General features: G+C 74.0%; 21 protein-coding genes. 12 read left to right on the top strand and 9 right to left on the bottom strand.

From position 1 onward, the window contains the following. Positions 1-7: 7 nt before the first annotated feature. The gene (meaB, locus tag DMB38_RS35645; RefSeq protein WP_125938661.1) at positions 8-985 is read left to right on the top strand and encodes a methylmalonyl Co-A mutase-associated GTPase MeaB; all 978 of its coding nucleotides are present in this window, start codon (positions 8-10) and stop codon (positions 983-985) included. A 110-nt stretch (positions 986-1,095) separates the two neighbouring features. On the opposite strand, the gene DMB38_RS35640 is transcribed toward meaB, so the two are convergent. Continuing rightward, the gene (locus DMB38_RS35640; RefSeq protein WP_240662648.1) at positions 1,096-1,458 is read right to left on the bottom strand and encodes a MarR family winged helix-turn-helix transcriptional regulator; all 363 of its coding nucleotides are present in this window, start codon (positions 1,456-1,458) and stop codon (positions 1,096-1,098) included. Between the two features lie 71 nt (positions 1,459-1,529). After that, on the bottom strand, positions 1,530-1,910 hold the full coding sequence (locus DMB38_RS35635) for a hypothetical protein (RefSeq protein ID WP_125938659.1): 381 nt from the start codon (positions 1,908-1,910) through the stop codon (positions 1,530-1,532). 304 nt (positions 1,911-2,214) lie between these two features. Here DMB38_RS35635 and DMB38_RS35630 point away from each other — a divergent pair, with 304 nt between their 5' ends. The 3 genes from DMB38_RS35630 (at position 2,215) to DMB38_RS35620 (ending at position 7,914) form a co-directional block, all read left to right on the top strand. Further along, positions 2,215-5,499 (top strand): family 78 glycoside hydrolase catalytic domain, encoded by a 3,285-nt coding sequence (locus tag DMB38_RS35630; protein ID WP_125938658.1) that lies wholly within the window; start codon positions 2,215-2,217, stop codon positions 5,497-5,499. 236 nt (positions 5,500-5,735) lie between these two features. Continuing rightward, the gene (locus DMB38_RS35625) at positions 5,736-7,115 is read left to right on the top strand and encodes a family 43 glycosylhydrolase (protein WP_240662647.1); all 1,380 of its coding nucleotides are present in this window, start codon (positions 5,736-5,738) and stop codon (positions 7,113-7,115) included. A 37-nt stretch (positions 7,116-7,152) separates the two neighbouring features. Next, positions 7,153-7,914, top strand: coding sequence for an aminoglycoside adenylyltransferase family protein (locus DMB38_RS35620; protein WP_125938657.1), 762 nt, complete (start codon positions 7,153-7,155; stop codon positions 7,912-7,914). A 16-nt stretch (positions 7,915-7,930) separates the two neighbouring features. On the opposite strand, the gene DMB38_RS35615 is transcribed toward DMB38_RS35620, so the two are convergent. After that, complete coding sequence (locus DMB38_RS35615) at positions 7,931-8,689, bottom strand: helix-turn-helix transcriptional regulator (protein WP_125938656.1); 759 nt, start codon at positions 8,687-8,689, stop codon at positions 7,931-7,933. Between the two features lie 53 nt (positions 8,690-8,742). Here DMB38_RS35615 and DMB38_RS35610 point away from each other — a divergent pair, with 53 nt between their 5' ends. From DMB38_RS35610 to DMB38_RS35595, 4 genes are all read left to right on the top strand, one after another. Then, positions 8,743-9,915: an MFS transporter gene (locus DMB38_RS35610; protein ID WP_125938655.1), complete on the top strand. Its 1,173-nt coding sequence runs from the start codon at positions 8,743-8,745 to the stop codon at positions 9,913-9,915. 115 nt (positions 9,916-10,030) lie between these two features. Continuing rightward, positions 10,031-11,086: an ABC transporter substrate-binding protein gene (locus DMB38_RS35605; protein ID WP_125938654.1), complete on the top strand. Its 1,056-nt coding sequence runs from the start codon at positions 10,031-10,033 to the stop codon at positions 11,084-11,086. Continuing rightward, a complete protein-coding gene (locus tag DMB38_RS35600; RefSeq protein WP_125938653.1) occupies positions 11,083-11,907 on the top strand; it encodes a siderophore-interacting protein in 825 nt (274 codons plus the stop codon). The genes DMB38_RS35605 and DMB38_RS35600 overlap by 4 nt, the downstream gene beginning before the upstream one ends. Positions 11,908-11,971: 64 nt before the next feature. Continuing rightward, complete coding sequence (locus DMB38_RS35595; RefSeq protein WP_125938652.1) at positions 11,972-12,355, top strand: VOC family protein; 384 nt, start codon at positions 11,972-11,974, stop codon at positions 12,353-12,355. A 54-nt stretch (positions 12,356-12,409) separates the two neighbouring features. On the opposite strand, the gene DMB38_RS35590 is transcribed toward DMB38_RS35595, so the two are convergent. Next, complete coding sequence (locus DMB38_RS35590; RefSeq protein WP_125938651.1) at positions 12,410-13,927, bottom strand: MFS transporter; 1,518 nt, start codon at positions 13,925-13,927, stop codon at positions 12,410-12,412. A 47-nt stretch (positions 13,928-13,974) separates the two neighbouring features. Here DMB38_RS35590 and DMB38_RS35585 point away from each other — a divergent pair, with 47 nt between their 5' ends. After that, a complete protein-coding gene (locus DMB38_RS35585; protein WP_125938650.1) occupies positions 13,975-15,990 on the top strand; it encodes a BTAD domain-containing putative transcriptional regulator in 2,016 nt (671 codons plus the stop codon). Between the two features lie 18 nt (positions 15,991-16,008). On the opposite strand, the gene DMB38_RS35580 is transcribed toward DMB38_RS35585, so the two are convergent. Next, positions 16,009-16,440 carry a MerR family transcriptional regulator gene (locus DMB38_RS35580; protein ID WP_125939486.1) on the bottom strand — a complete coding sequence of 144 codons (432 nt, stop codon included), beginning with the start codon at positions 16,438-16,440 and terminating at the stop codon, positions 16,009-16,011. 94 nt (positions 16,441-16,534) lie between these two features. On the opposite strand from DMB38_RS35580, the gene DMB38_RS35575 reads away from it, so the two are divergent. Next, on the top strand, positions 16,535-17,227 hold the full coding sequence (locus DMB38_RS35575; protein ID WP_240662646.1) for an SDR family NAD(P)-dependent oxidoreductase: 693 nt from the start codon (positions 16,535-16,537) through the stop codon (positions 17,225-17,227). Positions 17,228-17,242: 15 nt separating this feature from the next. Here the strand turns inward: DMB38_RS35575 and dnaE are convergent, their stop codons facing one another. Further along, positions 17,243-20,785 (bottom strand): DNA polymerase III subunit alpha, encoded by a 3,543-nt coding sequence (gene dnaE / locus DMB38_RS35570; protein ID WP_125938649.1) that lies wholly within the window; start codon positions 20,783-20,785, stop codon positions 17,243-17,245. 511 nt (positions 20,786-21,296) lie between these two features. On the opposite strand from dnaE, the gene DMB38_RS35565 reads away from it, so the two are divergent. After that, entirely contained in the window at positions 21,297-22,355 is a 1,059-nt protein-coding gene (locus DMB38_RS35565) for a PP2C family protein-serine/threonine phosphatase (RefSeq protein WP_125938648.1), read from the top strand. Positions 22,356-22,362: 7 nt separating this feature from the next. On the opposite strand, the gene DMB38_RS35560 is transcribed toward DMB38_RS35565, so the two are convergent. Beyond that, complete coding sequence (locus DMB38_RS35560; protein WP_125938647.1) at positions 22,363-23,166, bottom strand: class I SAM-dependent methyltransferase; 804 nt, start codon at positions 23,164-23,166, stop codon at positions 22,363-22,365. A gap of 74 nt (positions 23,167-23,240) precedes the next feature. Here DMB38_RS35560 and DMB38_RS35555 point away from each other — a divergent pair, with 74 nt between their 5' ends. Further along, positions 23,241-23,531 (top strand): hypothetical protein, encoded by a 291-nt coding sequence (locus DMB38_RS35555; RefSeq protein WP_125938646.1) that lies wholly within the window; start codon positions 23,241-23,243, stop codon positions 23,529-23,531. Between the two features lie 26 nt (positions 23,532-23,557). Here the strand turns inward: DMB38_RS35555 and DMB38_RS35550 are convergent, their stop codons facing one another. After that, on the bottom strand, positions 23,558-24,568 hold the full coding sequence (locus DMB38_RS35550; RefSeq protein WP_125938645.1) for a hypothetical protein: 1,011 nt from the start codon (positions 24,566-24,568) through the stop codon (positions 23,558-23,560). Further along, positions 24,568-25,185 carry a sigma-70 family RNA polymerase sigma factor gene (locus tag DMB38_RS35545; RefSeq protein WP_125938644.1) on the bottom strand — a complete coding sequence of 206 codons (618 nt, stop codon included), beginning with the start codon at positions 25,183-25,185 and terminating at the stop codon, positions 24,568-24,570. Before DMB38_RS35545 ends, DMB38_RS35550 begins: the two co-directional genes overlap by 1 nt. Positions 25,186-25,229: the final 44 nt, after the last annotated feature.

Raw genomic sequence — 25,229 nt, 5'->3', positions numbered from 1 at the left:
TGAACCGGTGGCCATCGATCTCGACACGTACGTCAAGGGCGTCCTCGACGGCAAGCGCGCGCTCGTCGCCCGCGCGATCACGCTGGTGGAGTCCACCCGGCCGCAGCACCGGGCGCTGGCACAGGAGTTGCTGACCGAGCTGCTGCCGCACAGCGGGAAGGCCCGGCGCATCGGCGTCAGCGGGGTGCCGGGGGTGGGCAAGTCGACGTTCGTCGACGCCTTCGGCAGCATGCTGACGGGCCTGGGCCACCGGGTGGCGGTGCTGGCCGTCGACCCGTCGTCCAGCCGCACCGGCGGCTCGATCCTGGGCGACAAGACCCGCATGGAGCGGCTGGCCGTGGATCCGGCCGCGTTCGTGCGCCCCTCCCCCACCGCGGGCACGCTCGGCGGGGTCGCGAAGGCGACGCGCGAGTCGATCGTGGTGATGGAGGCCGCCGGCTACGACGTGGTGCTGGTGGAGACCGTCGGCGTCGGCCAGTCCGAGACGTCCGTGGCGAACATGGTCGACTCCTTCCTGCTGCTGACACTGGCCAGGACCGGGGACCAGTTGCAGGGCATCAAGAAGGGCGTCCTGGAGCTGGCGGACGTCATCGCCGTCAACAAGGCGGACGGGCCGCACGAGCGCGACGCCAAGGCGGCGGCGCGTGAACTGGCGGGCGCGCTGCGGCTGATGCACGGCAAGGGCGCGTTCTGGACGCCGCCAGTGCTGCACTGCAGCGCGCGCGAGGCGACGGGGCTCGACACGGTGTGGGACCGGCTGGAGCGCCACCGCGAACTGCTGGAGAGCACCGGGCGGCTGGCCGGCAGGCGGCGCGATCAGCAGGTGGACTGGACGTGGACGATGGTGCGCGACGAGCTGCTGGGCCGGCTGCGCGCCGACCCGGCGGTCGGCGCGCTGGCGCCCGCGCTGGAACAGCAGGTCAGGGACGGCGAGTTGACGGCGACGCGGGCGGCGGAGCGGATCCTGGACGCGTTCGGCGGCTGAGCGGCCCGCGGTCCGGCGGTACGGTGCGGCGGCGGCCCGGCGCGGCCGACCGCGGCGCGGGCGCGGTGTCAGCTCGCCGGCTCCCCGGTGCCCGAGCCGATCGGCGGGGCTCATGCGTCCATCGCTGGGGAACGCTCCATCAGGTCGGTCATCGCCTGCTGGAAGCCGCGGCGCTTCTCGTCGCTCCAGCCTGTGGTCAGCTCAGCGAAGACGTCCTCCTGCCAGCGATGCGCCTGCTCGAGCATGGACCGGCCCGCCGGTGTGAGCGATGCCTCACGCCGCCGGCCGTCGGCCGCGGACGCCGTCATCGTCAGGTAGCCGGCGGCTGCGACGCTCTTGATCAACCGTGAAGCACCGCTCTGGTCGATCCCGATCTCGTGCGCGACCGCGTTCACCGTTGCCGGGATGCCGCGCAGGGCGAGGGCATGGACCGCCTCGCAGACCACCACGAGTCGCCCCTGCTCGCCGACCATGTCAGCCGCGACGGGTCGGCGTGACCAGTACCGGACGAAATGGAACAGGACCTGTCCCGGACCTCGCTCCGTCATTCGGTTGCCGCCATCTCGCGGCAGATGTACGCCAGTTCGAGCGCAGCCTTGAGGTCCGGCAGCCTCAGCGCAGCCGTGATCTTCCCGCCGGCAGCGCGGAAGACTGTCGCCACCCGGGTGACCTGCGTGCTCTTGGGCCAGGTGGCGTCCTGCTCGACCACCATCAGACGCTCGCCGACCGGGTGCCAGGACCGGGGGACCAGCTTGATCCCCGAACGCTCCACCCACTCCGCGAACTGCGCAGGCGTGATCGGCCCCGCCCCTTTCGGGCCCAGGACAACGACCGGATCGCCGACCGCCCCCGCGGACCGTTGCAGGTCACCGGCGTTGACGCTCGCGTGCCACTCGTTGATCGCTTCTTCGAGGTGGGATTCCATGCCGGAAGTATATGCGATACGCATACATCCGATCAGCGAGCGCTGAATCGACGGCGCCGGGGACCCCGGGCCGGACCGGCAGCCCCGGGGAGGCGCGCGCCCGTCACCTCGGCCCCCACAGAGCCCCGACGCCTCCACACAACCGGGATCCGTCCCCGCCGCCCCGGTCGCGGCGGGGATGCCGCCTGCCGCCTTTCGCTGCACGACCCTTGAGCTGCGCGACCCGTCGATCTAGGCTTTTCGGAGAGTCCGATTGAAACGTTTCAATAGATCGGACACGCCATCCTCAACCAAGGGACGTGCGATGAGCCACGAGCGCGAGACGAACAACGGAAGTGCATGGAACCGGCGGGCCTTTCTGCGCACCTCCGCCGCCGCCGGCGCGACAGCCGGCGTCATCGGCCTCGGCCAGGGCGCCGTCCCCGCCGCCGCGGCCGGTCGGGGCGGCGACGAGGACGGCGGCGAGGAGGGGCTGCGCGTCGAGCGCACCACCGTCGAGTACGCGCCCTCCCTCCTCGGCACCGACATCGCCGCACCCCGGCTGAGCTGGGAGCTGTCCGCGCCGGGCAGCGGCGCGCGGCAGAGCGCGTACCAGGTCCGGGTGGCGCCGGACACCGAGGGCGACGCTCCCCTGGTGTGGGACTCGGGCCGGGTCGCCTCGGCGCAGACCGTCGGCGTCGCCTACGCCGGGCCCGCACTCGGGACCCGTACCCGCTACCACTGGCAGGTGCGGGTCTGGGACGGCCGGGGCCGGCCGTCCGCCTGGAGCAGATGGAGCTGGTGGGAGACCGCGCTGGCGGACGGCGACTGGCAGGGCCACTGGATCGGCGCCGACGCCGCGCCCGCGCCGCCCGGCTTCGCCGGGGCGTCGTGGATCTGGGCGCCCGGCGCCACCCCCCAGAACGCTCCCGCGGGACCGGTCTGGTTCCGCGCCGCGCTCGAACTGCCCGCCGGTGCCGAGGTGTCGGCGGCCCGGATCGTGGCGACCGCCGACGACGACTTCACCCTCTTCCTCGACGGCACCCAGGTGCTGCACGCCCCGCAGCAGACGGACGGCTGGCGCACCGGCCGGCAGGCCGACGTCACCGACGCGGTCCGCGCCGCGGACGGCCGGGTGGTCGTCGCCGTACGGGCCACCAACCGCGGCGGCGCCTCGGTCAACCCGGGCGGGCTGCTCGTACGCCTCATGGTGCACCGCGGCGACGACGTCACCGAGTTGGTCACCGGGCCTGGCTGGCGGTGCGCGGATCAGGAGCAGGACGGCTGGCAGCAGCCCGGCTTCGACGACGGCGCGTGGGCGGCGGCGACGGTGCTCGCGCCCTACGGCCAGGGCCCCTGGGGCAGCGGCGCGGCGGTGCCCGCCGAGGTGCGGCCCGCGCCGCTGCTGCGCCGCGAGTTCAGCGTCGGCCGGCCGGTGTTGCGCGCCCGGCTGTACCTCAGCGGGCTCGCCTACTACGACGCCGAGATCAACGGCCGCCGCGTCGGCCGCCAGGTCCTCGACCCGGGCTTCACCGACTACGACGAGACCGTGCTCTACGCCGTCCACGACGTCACCGACCTCGTCACGCGCGGGGCCAACGCCATCGGCGTCACCCTGGGCCGCGGCTTCTTCGGCATGACGACGCCCAACGTCTGGAACTGGCACACCCCGCCGTGGCACGGCGAGCCCCGGCTGCTGGCCCAGTTGGAGATCGAGCACCCGGGCGGCGCCCGTACCACCGTGGCCACCGACGGCAGTTGGCGCATCACCGAGGGCCCCACCCGCTCCGACTGCCTCTACGCCGGCGAGACCTACGACGCCCGCAAGCACCCGGCGGGCTGGACCCGGCCCGGCTTCGACGACTCCGGCTGGGCGCGCCCCGCCCGCCAGGACCCGCCCAAGGGGACCCTGCGCGCCCAGCCCCACGACGCGATCCAGGTCATCGACACCGTCCGGCCGGTCGCCGTCACCGCCCACGGCGACACCTGGATCGTCGACATGGGCCGCACCCTGGCCGGCTGGTCGCGGCTGTCGGTACGGGCCCCGGCGGGCACCGTCGTGCGGCTCGTGCACGGCGAGAAGCTGAAGGCCGACGGCAGCGTGCACGCCGAGACCGGGCACGTGCCGGGCCGCTTCCAGACCGACGAGTACGTCTGCGCGGGCGGCGGGTCCGCGGAGGTGTGGGAGCCCAAGTTCTCGTACAAGGGCTTCCGTTACGTGCAGATCAGCGGGCTGCCCGCCAAGCCCGGGCCCGGCGACGTCCTCGGCCGGGTCGTGCACACGCCGGTCGCCGACACCGGGACCTTCGGCTGCTCGGAGCCGTTCTACGAGCAGTTGGAACGCGCCATGCGCCGCACCGTGCAGAACAACCTGCACGGCATCCCCACCGACACCCCGATGTACGAGAAGAACGGCTGGACCGGCGACGCGCAGGTGGGCGCGCCCGTGATGATGTACGCGCTGGGCATGCAGCGGATGCTCGGCAAGTGGCTCGACGACATCCGCGACAGCCAGAACGCCGCGGGCCAGTTGCCGGTGATCGTGCCCAGCGGCGGCTGGGGCTACGGCGACCTCGGCCCCTCGCCGGAGTGGACGACGGTCTATCCGTTCCTGATCCGGGAGATGTACCGCGTGTACGGCGACGAGCGCGTCGTGCGCGACCATCTGCCGGCGCTCACGCGCTACCTGGACTGGGAGCTGGACCGGCTGGTGGACGGCCTGGCGGTCACCGCGCTCGGCGACTACCTGCCGCCCGGCTACGGCGGCAACCCGCCGGAGGACACCCGGCTCACCGCCACCTCGTATCTGCACCGCGCGCTCACCGACACCGCCGCGATGGCGGACCTGGCGGGCGAGTCCGGCACCCGGGACCGGTACCTGGCCGCCGCCGACGGCCTCAAGGAGGCGCTGAACGCGGCGTTCCTGGCGCCGGAGGGCCACTACCGCACGGCGAAGGACCCGGACTACCGGCAGACGAACAACTGCATACCGCTGGCCTTCGGCCTGGTGCCGGCCGGAGCGCGGGCGAGCGTCACCGCGTCGCTCCTCGCCGACATCGAAGAACGCGGCAACCACCTCAACACCGGTGCGCTGGGCACCAGCGTGCTACTGCGCGCGCTGACCGCCGAGGGGCACGCCGACGTCGCGCACGCCATCGCGACCCAGCGCACGTACCCGAGCTGGGGCTACTGGTTCGACAACGGCGCCGACACCATGTGGGAGATGTGGCAGCTCGACTCGCGCTCGCGGGACCACTACTTCCAGGGCACGGTGGTGCAGTGGCTGTACGAGAACGTGGCCGGGCTGCGGCCGGGCGACGCCGGCTACCGCACGTTCTCCGTGCGCCCGGACGCGCGCACCGGGGTCGACTGGGCGCGTACGGAGCTGCACACGGTGCGCGGTCCGGCGGCCGTGTCGTGGTCGCGGATCGACCGGACGGTGCGGCTGGCGGTGCGGGTCCCGGTGGGGTCGACGGCGGAGGTGCACGTGCCGAGTGGGTCGCGCGGGGACGTACGGGAGCCGGAGGGCGCGGAGTTCGTACGGACCGAGCCCGGCTTCGCGGTGTACCGGGTGCCGCACGGTTCGTGGACCTTCACCGGGAAGCCGTGACCGCGGCGGCGCCCGCGGCGTGAGGCGCGATTGAAACCATTCAGTAGGGCGGGGCGGCGGTGTGCGACGGGCCGCCGCCCCGGCAGCACCCGTCCCCGCGGGGGTCGTTGACACCTCAGGTGCGGCTCCTTACCGTGTCAGGCGATTACAACGATGTAATAGCGCGCGCAGCTCGCCTCACCGGGCGGCCGGCCCCGCGGCCGGCCGCCCGGAGTCCGCTACCGGAAGGAGCTTCCGTGTCCCCGCGCCCCTTCAGAGCCGTCACCGTCGCCGCGGCGGTGCTCGCCGCCCTCGCCGCCTTCGCGGCCCCCGGCTCGTCCGCCGCCGAGCCCTCCGCCGAGCCCGGTCCCGCACCCGCCGCCGCCCCCGGACCGCCGGTGCTCGACGTGAACTTCCCCGACCCCGACATCGTCAGGGCAGGCGGCACGTACCACGCCTACGCCACCAACGGCGCCGGCAAGAACATCCAGCACGCCACCTCCACCGACCTCGCCTCCTGGTCGCTGGACGCCGACGACGTGCTGCCCCGGCTCGGCGACTGGGCGGCGCCGGACCAGGGGCTGGTCTGGGCGCCCGAAGTCTTCGACAACGGCGCCGGGTTCACCATGCACTACACGGCGCGCGACCGCGCCAGCGACAAGCAGTGCATCGGCGTCGCCCTGGCCGCCACCCCGGAAGGGCCCTTCGAGCCCGCCGGCCGCGGCCCGCTGGTCTGCCCCGAGCGCCAGGGCGGCGCCATCGACGCCTCCAGCTACACCGAGGGCGGGCAGCGCTACATGCTCTGGAAGAACGACGGCAACTGCTGCAGCACGGACACCTGGCTGTACGTCCAGCCCATGAACGCGGACGGCACCGTCGTCAGGGGCCGGCCCACGCCGCTCATCCGCCAGGACCGCGCCTGGGAGGGCAACGTCATCGAGGCGCCGACGCTCGTCAAGCGCAACGGCAGGTACGTCCTGCTGTACTCCGCCTCCTTCTACGACGGCAACCGCTACAAGACGGGCTATGCCGTCGCCGACCGCCTCACCGGCCCGTACACCAAGGTGGCGGATCCGCTGCTGAGCACGGACACCTTCGGCGGCGCCGTGCGCGGCCCCGGCGGCCAGGACGTCGTCACCGGCCCGGACGGGCGCGACCGGATCCTCTTCCACGGCTGGAGCGCGGACCGCTCGCGGCGCGCGATGTACGCGACCGGTATCGGCTGGGCGGGCGGCCGCCCGGTGGTGGAGGGGAGCAAGGTCCTGTACCAGGCGGAGAACGCCGTCGTGAACAACGCGCGGATCCGCGACGCCGCCGGCGCGCACGACGGCGGTGCCGTCGGGCACATCGACTACGCGAACAGCTACGTGGAGTTCTCCGTCTTCGCCCCCGCCGCCGGCCACCGCACCCTCTCCGTCCGCTACGCCAACGGCTCCCTGGCCGGCTCCGCCCCCGTGACGTCGTCGCACCTTCTCACGGTCGGCGGCAAGGCGGCCGGAAGGGTGGACTACCCGTTCACCGGCTGGGAGAAGTGGGCCACGGTCGACCAGCGGGTGCGGCTCGACGCGGGCTGGAACACCGTCCGCCTCGCCCGCGGCACGTACTACGCCGAGCTCGACAGCATCGAGATCACCTGAGGCACGGCGCCGGCCGCGCATGACCGACACTGGTCCGATGGCAGATCAGGTGCGCAAGGTCATGACACTGGTCGACGACGTGCTGGGCCCCGAGGTCGCCGGCGCCTACCTGCACGGCTCCGCCGTCCTCGGCGGGCTGCGCCCCGCCAGCGACCTGGACGTCCTCGTCGTCGCCCGCCGCTCGCTCACCGACGGCGAGCGGCGGGCGCTCCTCGACGGGCTGCTGCGGGTGTCCGGCTTCACCGGCGGGCTGCGCCCGGTGGAGCTGACGGTGGTCGTGGAGTCCGGGATCCGGCCGTGGCGCTACCCGCCGACCGGCGACTTCCTCTACGGGGAGTGGCTGCGCGAGGAGTTCGAGACGGGCGGGCCGCCGCGGCCGGAGCCCATGCCGGACCTGGCGATCGTGCTCACGATGACGCGGGCCGGCGACCACGCGCTCGCGGGACCGCCGCCCGCGCGGCTGCTGGATCCCGTGCCGTACGAGGACGTGGCCCGGGCCGCGACGGCCGGCATCCCGGAGCTGCTGGCCGAGGCGGACGACGACACCCGCAACGTGCTGCTCACCCTGGCGCGGATCTGGAGCACGCTGGCCACCGGGGAGATCCGCCCCAAGGACGCCGCCGCTGCGTGGGCGCTGGACCGGCTGCCGCCGGAGCACCGGCCGGTGCTGGAGCACGCGCGGGAGTTGTACCTCGGCAGCCGGTACGCGGAGGAGAGCTGGACCGGGGAGCTGAGGGCCGCGGTGCGTCCGCACACGGAGTACGTGGTCGCCGAGATCGGGAAGCTGTCCGGCACCTGACCGGCCGCGGGCCGGCTCACCCCCGGCGGCTGCTGCCCGGGGTGGTGCCGTAGGCGCGGCGGTAGACGTCGATGAAGGCGCTCGCCGAGGACCAGCCGCAGCGGTGCGCGACCGTCGTCACCGGTACGTCGTCGGCGAGCAGCCGCAGCGCGTGGTAGAGGCGCACCTGCGTGCGCCACTGCGGGAACGTCATCCCCGTCTCGCGGCGGAAGAGGCGGCTGAGCGTCCACTCCCCCGCGCCGGCGGCCCGGCCCAGGACGGCCAGCGTGCGCTGGTCGGCGGGGTCGGCGTACAGCAGGTCGCAGACGGCGGCGAGCCGCGGGTCCGCGGGTGCGGGCAGCGGCACCGGCTGCCCGGCGGCGCCTGCCGCGGCGGCGGCGCGCAGTCGGTCCAGCAGGACGGTGTGCAGCCGCTGCCGCTCGTCCGTCTCGTCGTGCGGTTCGCGGGTGCAGGCGAGGATCAGCTCGCGCAGCAGCGGGCTGACGGCCAGGACGCAGGGCGCGTCGAGCCCGAGGGGGTCGGTGGCGGCGGGCACGCCCACGAGGTGCAGGTCGAGGTGGCCGTACGCCCGGTGGGCGTGGACGCAGCCCGCGGGCACCCACAGCGCGCGGGTGCCGGGCGCGAACCAGGTGCCCGCGTCGGTGGTGACGGCGAGCACCCCGGCGCCGGCGTAGACGAGTTGGTGGTCGTCGTGCCGGTGCGCGTCGATGCGCGCGCCCGCGGCCAGCGTCGTGGCCCGGGTGGGCGCCTCGGGGGTGTGGCGGATATCCGGCATCGATTGGCACTTTATCGGAAGTTCGCCAGGGGCGACTCGGTGACGATCGGGGGATGCCCGAGCCCCGCGCCGCCCGCTTCCGGCCGCTGACCCTGCTCTCCGTGGGCCACGCCTGCGTCGACGTGTACCAGGGGGCGGTGGCGGCGCTGGTGCCGTTCTTCGTCGCCGAGCGGGCGTACTCGTACGCCGCGGCCTCCGGTGTCGTGCTGGCGGCTTCGCTGCTGTCGTCGGTGGTGCAGCCGCTGTTCGGGGTCTTCACCGACCGGCGGCCGCTGCCGTGGCTGCTGCCGGTGAGCACGCTGGCGGCCGGCACGGGGGTGGCGCTGGCCGGGGTCTCCGGCTCGTACGCCGTGACGCTCGCGGTGGTCGCGCTGTCGGGCGTCGGGGTGGCCGCGTACCACCCGGAGGCCGCCCGGGTGGCGCGGCGGGCGAGCGCGGGCAGCCACACGGCGATGGGCTGGTTCTCCCTCGGCGGCAACCTCGGCTTCGCCACCGCTCCCCCGCTGGTGGCCGCCGTCGCCGCGGCCGGCGGGCTGCGGGCGTCACCGCTGCTGGTGTTCCCGGCGCTGGCGGGGGCGGCGCTGTGCGCCGCGGCGCTGCGCGGGCTGCGGCCGTACGCGCCGGAGCGGCCGGCGGACGGCACCCGCCCGGCGGGCGTACCCGCGGGCCGGGACGACTGGGCCTCGTTCGCGCGGCTGACCGGGGCGGTGGTGTGCCGTTCCGTGGTGTTCGTGGGGCTGAGCGCATTCGTCTCGCTGTACGTGTCCGGGCGCACGGCGGGCGGTACGGCGGCGGGCACGGCGGCGCTGCTCGTGCTCTATCTGGGCGGCGCGGTGGGCACGGTGGCGGGCGGGCGGCTGGCCTCGCGGTTCGGGCGGCTGCCGGTGGTGCGGTGGTCGTACGCGCTGTCCTGCCCCGCGGTCGCCGGGGTGGTGTTCGTGCCGGGGCCCGCGGTCTACGTCTTCGTGGCCCTCACCTCCGCCGGGCTGTACGTGCCGTTCTCGCTGCACATCACGCTCGGCCAGGACTACCTGCCCCGGCACGTCGGCACCGCGGGCGGCGTCACGCTGGGTCTCGCCGTGAGCGCGGGCGGGCTGGCGAGCCCGGCCATCGGCGTGCTCGCGGACGCGACGTCGTTCACCGCGGCGCTCAGCCAGCTGATCGCCCTGCCGGCGGTGGGGCTGCTGCTCCTGGGGCCGCTGCGCGAGCCGGAGACACCGCGCTGAACCGCCGCCGTCCGCCGGGCAGTCGGGCCGCGGGTACGTCCGGAGTGGGGGCCGGGCGACCGTCACGGGCCGGGCCGCTCCCCCGGCCCGTGACAGTTAGGTTAGCCTAACCTTCATGTTGATACGCGACAGCCGCTTCCGGCCACGCCCCGACGTCGCCCACCCCACCCGCCGCGGCCTGCTCGCCGCCGGCGGGGCGCTCGGCCTCGGCGCCGCGCTCGCCGCCTGCGGCGGCGACTCCGGCTCCGGCGGATCGGACTCCGGTGGCGCGGGCGGGACTTGGCGCTTCAAGGACGACCGCGGTGAGGTCGCGAAGGCGGACCGCACGCCCGAGCGCATCGTCGGCTACGTCGCGGCGGCCGCCGCGCTGCACGACTTCGGCATCGAGTGCACCGGCGTCTTCGGCCCCACCACGACGCCCGACGGCGACCGCGACCTCCAGGCCGGCGACCTCGACGTCGGCGCACTGACCGTCCTCGGCAACACCTACGGCCAGTTCAACGTCGAGAAGTACGCCTCGCTCCGCCCGGAGCTGCTGGTCACCAACATGCAGGAGCCGCCGGTGCTCTGGTACGTGCCGGAGGAGAGCACCGAGGAGATCACCTCCCTCGCCCCCGCCGTCGGCATCCGCACCTCCGGCACCTCCCTCAAGACCGCCATCGAGCGTTACGCGGAGCTGGCCGCGGCGCTCGGCGCCGATCTGGGGGCCGAGAAGGTCGTGCGCGCCAAGTCCCGCTTCGAGCAGGCGTCGCAGACGCTGGCCAAGACCGCGGAGGACCGCCGCGGGCTGAAGGTCCTCGCCGTCTCCGCAAGCCCCGAGATGCTCTACGCCGCCGTCGCCCGGGACTTCGGCGACCTGCGCTACTACGAGGAACTCGGCGTCGAGTTCGTCGCCCTGGACAACCCCGGCGAGCGCGGCTTCTGGGAGGAGTCGAGCTGGGAGACCGTCGACCGGTACCGCGCCGACGTCGTCATGGTCGACCGGCGCACCGGCAACCTCCAGCCGGACCAGCTCGCGGAGTCCAAGCCGACCTGGCGCCGGCTGCCCGCGGTCGCCGCCGGGCAGGTGATCGGGTGGCAGAGCGAGGCGCACCACAGCTATGCCGGCCACGCGCCGCTCATGGAGACGCTGGCCGACGCCCTGCGCGACGCGAAGCAGGTGGTCGGGTGAGCACCGCGACCGTCGCCCCGTTCCGTTTCTTCGACATCGTCGTGGCCGGCGTCGAGCGCCTGTCGCCCACCATGATCCGGGTCGCGTTCGCGGGCCCCGCGCTGGCCTCAATGGAGTCCGCGGGCCGCGACCAGCGCATCAAGCTCTTCTTCCCGCACCCCGGCCAGGACGCGCCGGTGATGCCGGACGACGACGGCGGCAACTGGTACCCGGCCTGGCAGGCGCTCGACCCCGCGGTGCGCGGCATCATGCGCACGTACACGACGCGCAGCCTCACCCGCGACCCCGACCGGCTCGTGGTCGACTTCGCCGTGCACGGCGAGACCGGCCCGGGATCCCGCTGGGCGCTGCACGCCGCGCCCGGCGACCGGCTCAGTGTGCTGGCCCCGATCGTCGCGGAGAACGTGGCGTACGACTTCCGCCCGCCGGCCGGCACCGACTGGCTGCTGGTCACCGCCGACGAGACCGCGCTGCCCGCGGTCGCCGGCATCTTCGCGGCGCTCCCCGCGGAGCTGCCCGTACGCGCCTGGATCGAGGTCGCCGACGCCGGCGACCGCCTGGAGCCGGCGACCGCGGCGGACGCGCAGGTGACCTGGCTCGTACGCGGCGAGGACGCGCCGGTGGCGGAGGCCGTACGGGCCGCGGAGCTGCCCGGGGGCGCGCCGTACGCCTGGGTCGCCGGGGAGTCGGCGACGGTCAGGGCGGTGCGCCGCCATCTGGTGCGCGAACGGGGCTTCGACCGCAGGGCGGTGACGTTCTCCGGCTACTGGCGCCGCGGGACCACGGAGGACCAGTTGCTGGCCGCGGCGGAGTCCGCCTGACGGCGGCGGGCCGCCGGGGCGTAATACGGTGGCGGCGCGCGGGGTGCTGAGGCAGGGTGCGTCCATGACCTCGGTGGTGCAGAACATCGCGATCGACTGTGCCGACGCCTACGGGCTGTCGCTCTTCTGGAGCAAGGTGACCGGCAGCCCGGTCCATCCGGAGGACGGACCGGGCTCGCCGGAGACGCAGGTGCTCCTGCCCGAGGGGCCGGTGCTGCACTTCAACCAGGTGCCGGAGCGGAAGACCGGCAAGAACCGGATCCATCTGTGCCTGCGCCCGGAGACGGGGCGCGAGGAGGAGGTCGAGCGGCTGCTCGGCCTCGGCGCGTCCTTCGTCGCCGACCACCGCAACCCGGACGGCACCGGCTGGGCCGTCCTCGCCGATCCGGAGGGCAACGAGTTCTGCGTCCTGCGCAGCGCCGCCGAGCGCGCGGCGACGCAGCCCTGACCCCGAGCCCCGATCCGCAGTCCTGACCCGCGGCCCTCTCCCCGGCCCTGCGGCTCAGCCGCCGTCGTCCTCCGTGCCGATCGGGCGGAGGTGCCGCAGCAGCACGGCGGCCAGCACCGCGAGGCCCGCGCAGACCAGGGCGGCGGCCACGGCGACGGCGGTCATCCCGGAGCCGAAGGCCGCGTGGGCGGCGTCGAGCAGTTCGCCGCGGAGGCGCCCGGGCAACTCGGCGGCCGCTGCCTCGGCGTCGGCGAGGGACTCCCCCGCCCGCTCCGGCGCCCCCGCCGGACCGTCGAACCCGGCGGTGTAGACGGCCGCGCCGAGGCTGCCGAAGACGGCGATGCCCAGCGAGATGCCCATCTCGCCGCTGCTCTCCGCGGTGGCCGAGGCGGAGCCGGCCTTCTCCCGGGGCGCGCTGCCCACGATGAGGTTCAGCCCCAGCGCGCCGACCGGCGCGGCGCCGAGGAAGCCCACCGTGAACCCGATCACCAGCGGTACGAGGTCGTCGCTGACGGCGACGGAGAGGAACCCGGCCGCGGAGAACGCCAGGCCCGCGCCGACCACGACCGCGGGCCGCACCGTCCGCGCCATCACCGGCGCCAGCAGGGAACCGGCGACCAGCGCCAGCGCGGGCGGCGCCATCCAGAACCCGGCCTTCAGCGGCGAGAAGCCCTCGATCAACTGGAGGTGCTGGCTGAAGAAGAAGTAGCTGCCGCCCTGTACGAGCATCGTGAACAGCAGCACCACCAGCGCCGCGGAGAACGAGCGGTTGCGGAAGAGCCGCAGGTCGAGCAGCGGTTCGGCCAGCCGGAGCTGGCGGCGGGCGAAGGCGTAGCCGAAGGCGAGCCCGGCGGCGATGGCCAGGGCCGCCCGCGCGTCCGGCTCGTCGGCCAGCTCCTTCAGCCCGTACACGAGCGGGATGACCGCCAGCAGCGACAGCCCGACGCTCGCCGGGTCGAGCCGCCCGCCGCCCTCGCCCCCCTCGCCGCCCGACTCCGGCAGCAGCGGCCTGGCCGTGAGCACCAGCAGCAGCGCCACCGGCAGGCCGAGCAGGAAGACCGAGCCCCACCAGAAGTTCTCCAGCATCACCCCGCCGACGACCGGGCCGAGCGCCGCGCCGCCCATGAAGCAGGCGGTGAACACGCCGATGGCCAGGGCGCGCTGGCGCGCGTCGGTGAACATGGTGCCGACCAGGGCCAGCGCCGAGGGCGCGAGCGCGGAGGCCGAGATGCCGAGGAGGATGCGGGCGGCGATGAGCATCTCCGCGCTCACCGCGTACGCGGTGAGCACCGACGCGGCGCCGAAGGCCGCCGCGCCGATGGTGAGCAGCCGGCGCCGGCCGATCCGGTCGCCGAGGGTGCCCATGGTGATGAGGAAGCCGGCCATCATGAACCCGTAGACGTCCATGATCCACAGGACTTGGGTGGGGGACGGCTCCAGATCCGCGGTCAGATGCGGCAGCGCGAGGTAGAGCACGCTGTTGTCGACCGAGGCGAGCAGCATGGGCAGGGCGAGGACGCTCAGGCCGAGCCATGCCCGGGGCCCGGCCTTCGTGGCGGTGGTCGTGGTCATGGGTTCACGGTCGCCGCACGGTGTTCGGGTTTGCTTATGGTGGTGTCATGCGCTTCGGAGTGCTCGGTCCCGTGCGGGTCTGGACCGACGACGGACGGCCGGTGCGGGTCCCGGAGCTGAAGGTACGCGTGCTGCTGGCCGCGCTGCTCGCCCGCGAGGGGCGGCCGGTGCCGCCGTGGCGACTGGTCGACGACCTGTGGGACGCCCATCCGCCGGGGAAGCCGACGGGCGCGCTCCGGGCGAAGGTCTCCCAGTTGCGCCGGGCGCTGGGCGACGCCGAGCCGGGCGGACGCGAACTGGTCGCCTCGGGCCCCTCGGGGTACGTGCTTCAGGCCGCCACCGACGCCGGGGACTTCGCGGAGCTGGTCCGGCGGGCCCGTACGGCGCCGGGTCCCGCGCGCGCCGCCGACCTGCTCACCGAGGCGCTGGCGCTGTGGCGCGGGCCCGCCTTCAGCCCGTACGAGGACGCGCCCTTCGCCCGCGCCACCGCCGCACGGCTGGAGGAGCAGCGGCTGACCGCACTGGAGGAGCTGGCGCGGGCCCGGCTGGAGCTGGGCGAACACGGGCCGCTGGTGGCCGAGTTGACGGACCTGGTGGGCGCCCATCCGGTGCGCGAGCGGCTGACCGGGCTGCTGATGCGGGCGCTGTACGGCTCCGGCCGGCAGAGCGAGGCGCTGGCCGCCTACCGCGCGCTGCGGGTGCGGCTGCGCGAGGAGGCGGGGCTCGACCCGGGGCCGGAGCTGGCCGGGTTGCAGCAGCGGATCCTGGCGGGCGACGAGGCGCTGGCCGCCGCGCGGCCCGCGGCGCCGCGGCTGCGCCCGCCGCGGCTGCCCGTGCCGCTGACGCCGCTGGTCGGCCGGGCGGCGGAGCTGGCGGAACTCGGGCCGCTGCTCGGCGGGGAGCGGCTGGTGACGCTCACCGGGCCCGGCGGCGTGGGCAAGACCCGGCTGGCGCTCGCCGTGCTGGGCGAGCGCCCCGAGCCGGGCTATGTCGCGGAACTGGCGGGCGCCGGTGGCGGGAGCGTCGCCGACGTGGTGGCGACGGCGTTCGGGGTGCCCGACGAGGACCGGATCGCCGCGGCGCTGGGCGACGCCCCCGCGGTGCTGCTGCTCGACAACGCGGAGCACGTCGTCGAGCAGGCGGCCAAGCTCGCCGACCGGCTGCTGCGCGCGGCGCCGGGCCTGCGGGTGCTGGCCACAGGCCGGGAGCCGCTGGGCGTCGCGGGCGAGGTGGTACGGGCGGTGGCGCCGCTCGCCGAGGCGGACGCGGTGCGGCTCTTCGCCGACCGTGCCGCCGCGTCCGCGCCGGGCTTCGCGCTCGGCGCCGGGAACGCGGCGGAGGTCGCCGAGGTGTGCCGCCGGCTCGACGGCATCCCGCTGGCGCTGGAGCTGGCCGCCTCCCGCGTCCGCGGCCTGGGCGTACGGGGCCTGGCCGCCGGGCTCGACGACCGCTTCCGGCTCCTGGACGAAGGACCGCGCGGCCTGCCGGAGCGGCAGCGCACCCTGCGGGCGGCCCTGGAGTGGAGCTGGCGGCTGCTGGACGACCGGGAGCGCGCGGCGCTGCGGCGGCTGGCGGTGCACGGCGCGGGCTGCACGCTGAGCGGGGCGATCTACGTGTGCGCGGACACCGGCGCGGGCCCGGACGGCGGGGTGTCCATCGAGGCCGGCGGCGAGCAGGCGCCGCCCGCGGGGCTGACGGCCGAGGAGGTGCCGGGGCTGCTGGCGCGGCTGGTCGACCGGTCGCTGGTCTCCCGGGACGGGGAGCGCTTCCGGCTGCTGGAGACGGTCGCCGCGTACGCCTGGGAGCGGCTGGAGGAGGCCGGTGAGACGGCGGAGGTGCTGCGGCGCCGCGACGACTACTACGTCCGGCTCGCGGAGTGCGCGGAGGCGGAGCGCGCGGGCCACGCGCGCCAGCGCTGGATCGGCCGGCTGGACGCGGAGATCGCCAACCTGCGCGAGGCCCTCGACGGCGCCACGCGCCGCCGCGAGACGGCCCTGGCCACCCGCATCAGCGGCTCGCTCGCCTGGTACGAGGCAGCCAGCGGCCGCCCGGCGCCGCGCTGACGCCGGCAGCGCTCCGGGTCACATCGCCCGGGGGCGCGAGCCGTCCGGCACGTCGGCGTCGGGTACGGCGTCCTTCGGCGTGGCGGCGTCCGGCGCGGCGGTGTCCAGCAGGCCGGCGAGCAGTCCCCGGGACCGGGCGAGGCGGTCGATGTCGGCGGTGATCCTGGCATGCTCCCGGCTCAGCCGGGCCACCACGCCGGGGCAGCCGGTCGTCGTCAGGCGGTACGGGGTGCCGTCGCCGGCGACGCAGTCCAGGATCCCCGCGATGACCCCGGTGCGCAGGCCCGCGTCGAGCAGCACGCGGATGTGCCGCACGGCGTCGACGTCGCCGTCGGTGTACTCGCGGTAGCCGTTGGGCAGCCGGACGGGGTGCAGCAGCCCCTGCTCCTCGTAGTAGCGCAGCAGTCGCCGGCTCACGCCGGAACGATGGGCCAGCTCGCCGATCCGCATGCCGTCCCCGTCCTCTCTCTTGACCTTCACACCGGTGGCACCCCTTAACGTCGCCGGAGCCGCGGATCATCCGCGGGGAGAGGAAGGAGAGGTCATGGCAGGAGCGGTGGTCATCGGCGCCGGACCCGGGATCGGCGCCGCGGTCGCCCGCCGGTTCGCCCGGGAGGGCCTGCCCGTCGCGCTGGTGGCGCGTTCCGAGCGCACGCTCGCGCATGTCGCCGAGGGGGTCGCCGCCGCGGGTACCGGCGCTGCGCCGGGGTCCGGGGTGCTGCCGCTGGTCGCCGACGTCGCCGACGAGGCGGTGCTGCGCTCCGCGCTCGATGCCGCGACCGGCAGGTTCGGGGTGCCCGACGCCGTCGTCTACAACGCGGCGCTCGTCCGCGCCGACGCGCTCGGCGAGCTGGCCCAGAGCGCCCTGCTGGACGCCTGGGCCGTCAACGTCGGCGGCGCGCTGACCGCGGCCGCGCACCTGGCGCCGGCGATGGCCCGGCGCGGCGGCGGCTCGTTCCTCCTCACCGGCGGCATGCCCGAGCCGAAGCCGGCGTACGTCAGCCTCTCGCTGGGCAAGGCCGGGGTGCGCACGCTGGCGCGACTGCTGGACCTGGAGTACGGGCCCGGCGGTGTGCACGTCGCGACGGTGACGGTCGACGGGGCGGTGGCGCCCGGCACGGACTTCGACCCGGACCTCATCGCGGAGCACTACTGGCGGCTGCACACCCAGCCGCGGTCGCGCTGGGAGCACGACGTCGCGTACACGGGCGCGAAGGCGACGGCTCCGCGCGCCTGACCGCGGCGGCGCCCGCTACGCGCCGGGCTCCCTGGTCACCGCGACCGCCGCCTTCAGATCCGCCCAGAACTCCGGGCGCGGCGCGATGCGGTGGCCGAGGCGGTAGACCGTCGTACGGGACCGGCCGCGCACCCGCAAGTGCACGTCGGACGGGCCGGGGTGGGCCTGGAGCACCGTCTTGAGGCGGGCCACGGACTCGGGCGTGACCTGGGCCTCGGTGATGTCGAGGCGGACGGGGGCGCGTTCGCCCGCGGTGCTGAGGTCGGGGACGGCGAGTTCCATGGCGACCAGCCGGGGCACGTCCTCGCGCTTGTCGAGCCGTCCCTTGACGAAGACGATGGCGTCCTCGACGAGTTGGGTGGAGACCAACTGGTACGTGGCCGGAAAGAACATGCAGTCGATGGAGCCGCCGAGGTCCTCGACGGTGGCGATGGCCCAGGCGTTGCCCTGCTTGGTCATCTTGCGCTGCAGTCCGGAGATGATGCCGCCGATCGTGACGATCGCCCCGTCGGCGTGATCACCGCCGTTGAGCGCGGCGATGGAGGCGTCGGCCCTGTCGTCCAGGACGTGCTCGATGCCGAAGAGCGGGTGGTCGGAGACGTAGAGCCCGAGCATCTCCCGCTCCTGGGCGAGCAGATAGGACTTCTCCCACTCCTCGTCGGTGAACTGCACGTCGAGCCCGAAGCCCGGCTCGTCCGCCGCGGCCTCGTCGCCCATGCCGCCGAAGAGGTCGAACTGCCCCTCCGCCTCCTTCCGCTTGACCTGGACGACGGCGTCGATCATCGGCTCGTACCGGGCGAGGAGACCTTTGCGGGTGTGTCCGAGGGCGTCGAAGGCGCCGGCCTTGATCAGCGATTCGGTGGTGCGCTTGTTGCAGACGACCGGTTCGGACTTGCCGAGGTAGTCGGGAAAGGAGACATAGGGGCCCTTGGACTGCCGGCCGCGCACGATGGAGTCCACGACGTTCTGCCCGACGTTGCGCACGGCGGTGAGGCCGAACACGATCGTGTCGTCGCCGCGGGGAGTGAAGTTCGCGTCGGACTCGTTGACATCCGGCGGGAGCACCTTGATGCCCATCTTCCGGCACTCGTTGAGGTAGACCGCGGACTTGTCCTTGTCGTCGCGCACGGATGTCAGCAGCGCGGCCATGTACTCGGCGGGGTAGTTCGCCTTGAGATACGCCGTCCAGTACGACACGAGCGCGTACGCCGCCGCGTGCGCCTTGTTGTACGCGTAGCCGGCGAAGGGCACCAGCACGTCCCAGACCGCCTGCACCGCCTCGTCCGTATAGCCGCGCTGCCGGCAGCCGTCGCGGAAGGGGACGAACTCCTTGTCGAGCACTTCCTGTTTCTTCTTGCCCATCGCCCGGCGCAGCAGGTCCGCCTGGCCCAGCGAATAGCCGGCGAGCACCTGCGCGGCCTTCTGCACCTGTTCCTGGTAGACGACGAGCCCGTAGGTGATGTCGAGGACTTCCTTCAGCGGCTCGGCGAGGTCCGGGTGGATCGGGGTGATCTCCTGGCGGCCGTTCTTGCGCAGCGCGTAGTTGATGTGCGAGTTCATGCCCATGGGACCCGGCCGGTAGAGGGCGGTGACGGCGGTGATGTCCTCGAAGTGGTCGGGGCGCATGAGCCGGAGCAGGGAGCGCATCGCGCTGCCGTCGAACTGGAAGACGCCGAGGGTGTCGCCGCGGCCCAGCAACTCGAAGGTCCTGGCGTCGCTCAGCGGCAGGGACAGCAGCTCGATGTCGGTTCCCTTGTTGGCGCGCACCATTTTCACGGCGTCGTCCATGATGGTGAGGTTGCGCAGGCCGAGGAAGTCCATCTTCAGCAGGCCGAGCGATTCGCAGGTCGGGTAGTCCCACTGCGTGATCGTCACCTGGTCGCTGTGGCGCACCCAGACCGGGACGTGGTCCACGATCGGCTCGCTGGACATGATCACGCCGGCCGCGTGCACGCCCATCTGGCGCACGAGTCCTTCCACTCCGCGCGCGGTGTCGATGACCTTCTTCACGTCCGGCTCGTTCTCGTACATCGACCGGACCTCGCCCGCCTCGGCGTGGCGGGGGTGCGCGGGGTCGGTGATGCCCGCGAGGTCGATGCCGTGGCCGCCGACGTCGGCGGGCATGGCCTTGGTGATCCGGTCGCCCATCGCGTACGGATAGCCCAGCACCCGCGCGGAGTCCTTGATCGCGTTCTTCGCCTTGATCGTGCCGTACGTACCGATCATCGCGACCTTGTCGGCGCCGTACTTCTCCGTGACGTAGCGGATCACCTCCGCCCGCCTGCGCTCGTCGAAGTCGATGTCGACATCCGGCATCGACACCCGCTCCGGATTGAGGAACCGCTCGAAGATCAGCCCGTGCTCGATCGGGTCCAGGTCCGTGATCCCCATCGCGTACGACACGAGCGATCCCGCCGCCGAGCCACGTCCCGGGCCCACCGCGATCCCGTTGTTCTTCGCCCACATGATGAAGTCCGCGACCACCAGGAAGTACCCCGGGAACCCCATCTGGACGATGACGTCCATCTCATACTCGGCCTGCTTGCGGTAGTTCTCGTCCCAGCCGTCCGGATAGCGGCGGCGCATGCCGTTCCACACTTCCTCGCGGAACCAGGTGACTTCGCTGTAGCCCTCGGGGACCTCGAAGCGGGGCATCAGGTCGCGCTTCTCGAACCACCCCGAGGTGTCGATCTGCTCCGCCACCAGCAGCGTGTTCGCACACCCCTCCTGCCACGCATCCGACGAATCGACCGCATACATCTCCTCGGTCGACTTCAGGTAATAACCCGTCCCATCGAACCTGAACCGATCCGGATCGGAAAGATTCTTCCCCGTCTGAATACACAACAACGCATCATGCGCCCCCGCCTCCTGCGCATACGTGTAATGCGAATCATTCGTCACCAGCGGCGGAATCCCCAGCTTCCGCCCGATCTCCAGCAGCCCGTCCCGCACCCGCCGCTCGATCTCGATCCCGTGATCCATCAGCTCCAGGAAATACCGCTGCTTCCCGAACACCTCCTGATACCACGCCGCCGCCGCCAGCGCCTCGTCGAACTGCCCCAGCCGCAACCGCGTCTGCACCTCACCCGAAGGACACCCCGTAGAAGCGATCAACCCCTCCGCATGCTCCGCGATCACCTCCTTGTCCATCCGCGGCCACTTCTGCAGCCACCCCTCCTTGTACGCATCAGACGACAACCGGAACAAATTATGCAAACCCGTACGCGAAGACGCCCAGATCGTCTTGTGCGTATACCCACCGGAACCCGACACGTCATCACGCTTCTGATGCGGCTGCCCCCACTGCACCTTCCGCTTGTTCCGCCGCGACTCCGGCGCCACATACGCCTCGATACCGATGATCGGCGTCACCCCCGCCGCCGACGCCTGCACAAAGAAGTCATACGCACCATGAAGATTCCCATGATCCGTCATCGCGATATGCGACATCCCCATCTCACGACACGCCGCGAACATATCCTTCAACCGCGCCGCCCCATCCAGCAGCGAATACTGCGTGTGCACATGCAGATGCGTAAAAGGCGGCTTGGCCACGACGGCTCCTCACACAACGGGGCGTTGTCAGGAGCGCCATCAAATCCCCAGGTCGCGGGCCGTTTCAAACAACGAACACGCCCGGTAGGACAACCTCGCGTTGTACCGGAGTGATTGCTTCAGCACGGGAGCACGTACCGGGCCGCGGGGCGGGGCGCCGCATGGAAGCCGGTCGTCCTACCCCGTCCGGACCCATGACGGCGGGGCCGCGTCTGCGGAACAATGGACGTTCGTTCGCGTCGCGACCTGCTCCGACCGTGGCCCGTTCGGATCCGGCCACGCCCGGCGGGAACCGCCGCCGCCGACCGCCCGGTTGCGGGGGTTTTGCCCCGGCCGTACGACGGCCGGGGCACCGGGCCCGGTGCCGGACAGGCAACGATTCGGCCGCATCGGTCCCGGATGGGCCGATCCTTGCCTAGCCTCACGGGAGTGGGGCCGGCCGCGACGGGGGCCGTATCTCCGCGCCGTCCGAGGTGCAGAGCCGACCAGCGGCTGGAGTAGCGAGTAGCGCATGACCGACCGGAAGTTGCCGCATCACCGCACGCTCAACGCGCTGCCGTACGCAGTCATGGGCTGCGTCGCGATCGTGGACGTCACCGCGGGACCCGACGTCGGGTTCCTCCCCCTGGTCTCGCTCGGGCCGGCCTTCGCCGGCCTGGTCGGCGGCTGGCAGCGCACGGTGTTCGTCGGCGGGATCGCGCTGGTGCTCTGCGTCCTGCTGGGCATCTCCGACGTGATGTTCGAGTCGCGGCGCGGCTACGTGGCCCTGCTGTCCGTCGTCGGCGTCACGGTGGCCGCCCTGCTCGCGGTGCGGATGCGACATCGCCGCGAGGAGGAACTCGCCAGCGTGCGGTCGATCGCCGAGGTGGCGCAGCGCGTGCTGCTGCGCCCGGTGCCCCGCAGCGCCGGGCGGCTGCGGGCGGCGGTCTCGTACACCTCGGCCGTGGCCGAGGCGCGGATCGGGGGCGACCTGTACGAGGTGGTGACCTCGCCGGCCGGCGTCCGGCTGATCGTCGGGGACGTACAGGGCAAGGGCCTGGAGGCCGTGGAGACCGCGGCGGTGGTGCTCAGCGCCTTCCGCGAGGCGGCGTACGACGAACCGGACCTGACGGCCGTCGGGGAGCGGCTGGAGCGGGCACTCGACCGGCAGCTCGACGGCGAGAAGTTCGTCACCGCCATCCTCGCCGAGGTGGGCTCCGGCCAGGAGGTGACGCTGCTCAACTTCGGGCACCCCGCGCCGCTGGCGGTGCGCCAGGACGGCGACGTCCGCTATCTCGCTCCGCCGCAGCGGGCTTTACCGCTCGGTCTCGGGGAGCACGGCGTCGCCCAGCCGCAGCCGCACACGGCGGGGTTCGCGCCCGGAGACCAACTGCTGTTCTACACCGACGGCGTCACCGAGGCCCGCGACCGTGCCGGGGCCTTCTACCCGCTGGAGCAGCGGGCCCGGCTGCTCAAGGACCCCGACCCGGAGGGGGCTCTGACCGCGCTGCGCCAGGACGTGATCGAGCACGTCCGGGCGCCGCTGCACGACGACGCGGCGATGCTGCTGCTGCGCTACCGGGACGGCTGACGGCCCGTCAGCCGAGGCGGCGGGCGATCCGCAGCTCGGTGAGGTAGCGCTTGACGATCCGGCCGCCGTGCCGCCCGTCGATCAGGCCGGCGAGGCAGGCGAGCAGCGCGTCCCTGGCCGGGGCGGGCAGCGCCCGGTGGCCGGAGTACGTGCGCAGCACGTCGAGGTACTCCGCGGTGGAGTACGGCAGCTCCCACTCGTACCGGTGGAAGACCGGCGCCGCGAAGCGCTCCTCGCCGCGCAGGTCGTCGCGGTCCTCGGGGACGGCATCCGCGGGCCGCAGCCGCAGGCCCGGCGGGGTCGCCGGGTCGAAGCGCTCGTAGCAGTCCTGTGCCGCGGCGAAGAACTCCTCGCTGCCGCCGGCCACATGGTGGGTGCGGATGGTCGCCAGCACCCCGCCGGGGCGCAGCGCGTCCGCCGACTTCGGTACCCGGACCGCGGGGTCGACCCAGGCGAACGCGGTGGCGGCGAGCACCACGTCGAACGGTTCGGGCGGCAGCGGCCACTCCTCGAACACCGCGTTCTCGACCCGCACGTCCGGGAACGCGGCGAGGTTGCGGCGCGCCACCCGCGCCATGCCCGCGCCCAGTTCCACCGCGGTCACCCGGCAGCCGCGCTCGGCGACCGGCACGGTGGCCTGCCCGGTGCCGCAGCCGATCTCCAGCACCCGGCAGCCGGGACCGAGGCCGCCGGGCACGGCGGCGTCGAGGTCGTCGTACATCTCCCCCGGGTAGCGGGGCCGGGCCCGGTCGTAGAGCTCCGGCGCCTCGGTGAAGGTCGCCCGCAGGCGCTCGCGTTCGTCGTCCGTCACCGGCCCACCTTATGATCGACTTCCTTGCCCGTGCACCGTCATTTCGCGGCATCCGCCACCGAGAGGAACGGCCCTTGATCCGACGCGAGAGCTACTGCGGCGGCCGGCTGGTGAAGGAGGTCGGGCGGGTGCGCGACGACCGCGCGCCCTCGGGCTTGGCGGCGCCGGGCGGTGACGCGCCCGCGCTGTGGCTGCTGGACGGTGAGCGCGTGGAGCCCGCTGAGGCGGAGGCGTTCTGGGTGGTGTGGACCTCGGTCCGGCGGCGGCATCCGCTGGGCGAGACGGCGCGGAGCTGGCCGGTGGTCACGATCGGGTGCGCCATCGTGCTGTGGCTGGTGACGATGGTGCTGACGCAGTTCGGGTGAGGGCGTACGGGCCCGGCGCCGGGCGCTCAGTCGTCCTCGTCGCCTTCGTCGTCCTCGCCGTGGCCGCCGTCGCTCGTGCCGTGGTCGCTCCCGGCGCCGTCGCCGAAGTGCTTCTCGCAGAAGCCGGCGACGGCCTCCTCGCCGCCGGCCTCGCGGACGAGCCGGTTCCAGGACCTGTTGTCGTTGACCGGACCCTCGCCGTCGCGTTCGGCGAGGAACTTCTCGCAATGCCGCCGCACCGCGTTGCCCGGCGCGCCCCGCTCCTCGCCCTGGCCAGAGCCGCCCTGGCCGGCGTCCTCGTCCCGCGTGCCGTCCGGCCCGGCGGCGGCGCCGCCGGGCGCGGTGCGGGTGTCCGGCTCGTCGCGTCTGCCCTCGGGTCTGTCGTCCAGCCGGCTGCCGCCCGCGGACGCGGCGCCCTCGTCGGCGTGGTCGCCACCGGTGGGGTCCGTTTCCGGGGTGGCCGTCGGCGAGACGGCGGGTCCCGTGGAGGGGCCGGGAGCGTCGGGCGGCGTACGCAGGATCGCGCCGGCCCCGAGCGCGACGCCGCCGAGCACGCAGCCGGCCGCGGTGACCGCGGCGGCGGTGCGCAGGCGCCGCAGCCGCCGGGGCGTACGGCGTACGGGGGCGGCCCCCGCGGACGACGGCGCGAGCCGCACCACCGGCTCGACGGGCACCCGCCGTCCCGGCACGCGGGCCTCGCAGCCGGGGCGGGAACCGTTGGCGGCCCGGCCGTTGACGGCCCGGCCGTTCACCTCCCGGCCGTTGGCGGCCTCCTCGCCGCGGGCCGATCCCGCCGGTCCCGCGGCATCCGCGGCGCGGGCGGCGCGGAACGCGGCCAGCGCCGCCTGCTCCCCCGGCAGTTCGGTGTCGAGCGCCGGGCGGGCGGCGCGGGCCGCGGTGTCCAGCAGCGCGGCCAGCCGCTCGGCGGTGTCCCGGTCGGCGGGCGGCAGCACGGGCCCGGCGTCCAACTGCTCGCCGGCGATCAGCCGCTCGGCGGCGCGCTGGTCGAGCCAGGTGTTCCGGTCGTCGTCGCCCATCAGATACCCCTGAGCATCCACGTGGCCGTGCAGGTCACGTCCTCTGCCGGTGCGCCGGCCGGACAGGCGCCGGCCGCGGCGTCGCCGAGCTGGTCCGCCAGCAGGCGCAGACCGCGCAGGGTGGCGGAGCGGGCCGCGGCGGGGCTCGTGCCGAGCACGTAGGCGGCTCGCTCGGCGTCCAGCCCCACGATCGCCCGCAGCGCGACGGCGTCGGCTTCCGCGCGCGGCAGCCAGGCGATCAGGGCAAGGCTACGCCCGCCCTCCGGCCGCCCCGGGACCCCCTGGGGGCTCGGGACGCCGCCGGAGCCCCGCGGACCGGGACCGGGGCCCGGGCGGTCGCGGAGGTGCGCGAGCGCGCGGGTGCGGGCGATGCGGGCGCACCAGGCGCGAAAGCTCAGGGCGTCACCGTCGAACGCGCGCAGATCGCGTGCGATGTCCTGCCAGGCTCCCGCGGTGACCTCCTCGGCGTCGCCGTCGCCCGCGGCATCGCCGACGAGGGTGCCGACGTAGCGGACGAGGCAGGGGTGCAGGGCTCTGTACAGGTGCACGAACGCGGTCTCGTCGCCGGCCCGTGCGGCGCGTATCGCCTCCGCGAGCGGTGCGTCAGCTTCCGCCATGCCCGGTCAGCCCGTCCGTGGCCCGCTGGCCGGGCGCACACAGA

Origin of the sequence: Streptomyces sp. WAC 06738, assembly GCF_003945505.1 — a bacterium.
Lineage (GTDB): Bacteria > Actinomycetota > Actinomycetes > Streptomycetales > Streptomycetaceae > Streptomyces.
Note: the sequence above shows the minus strand (reverse complement) of the source record. Positions and strands in the feature narration are given on the sequence as shown.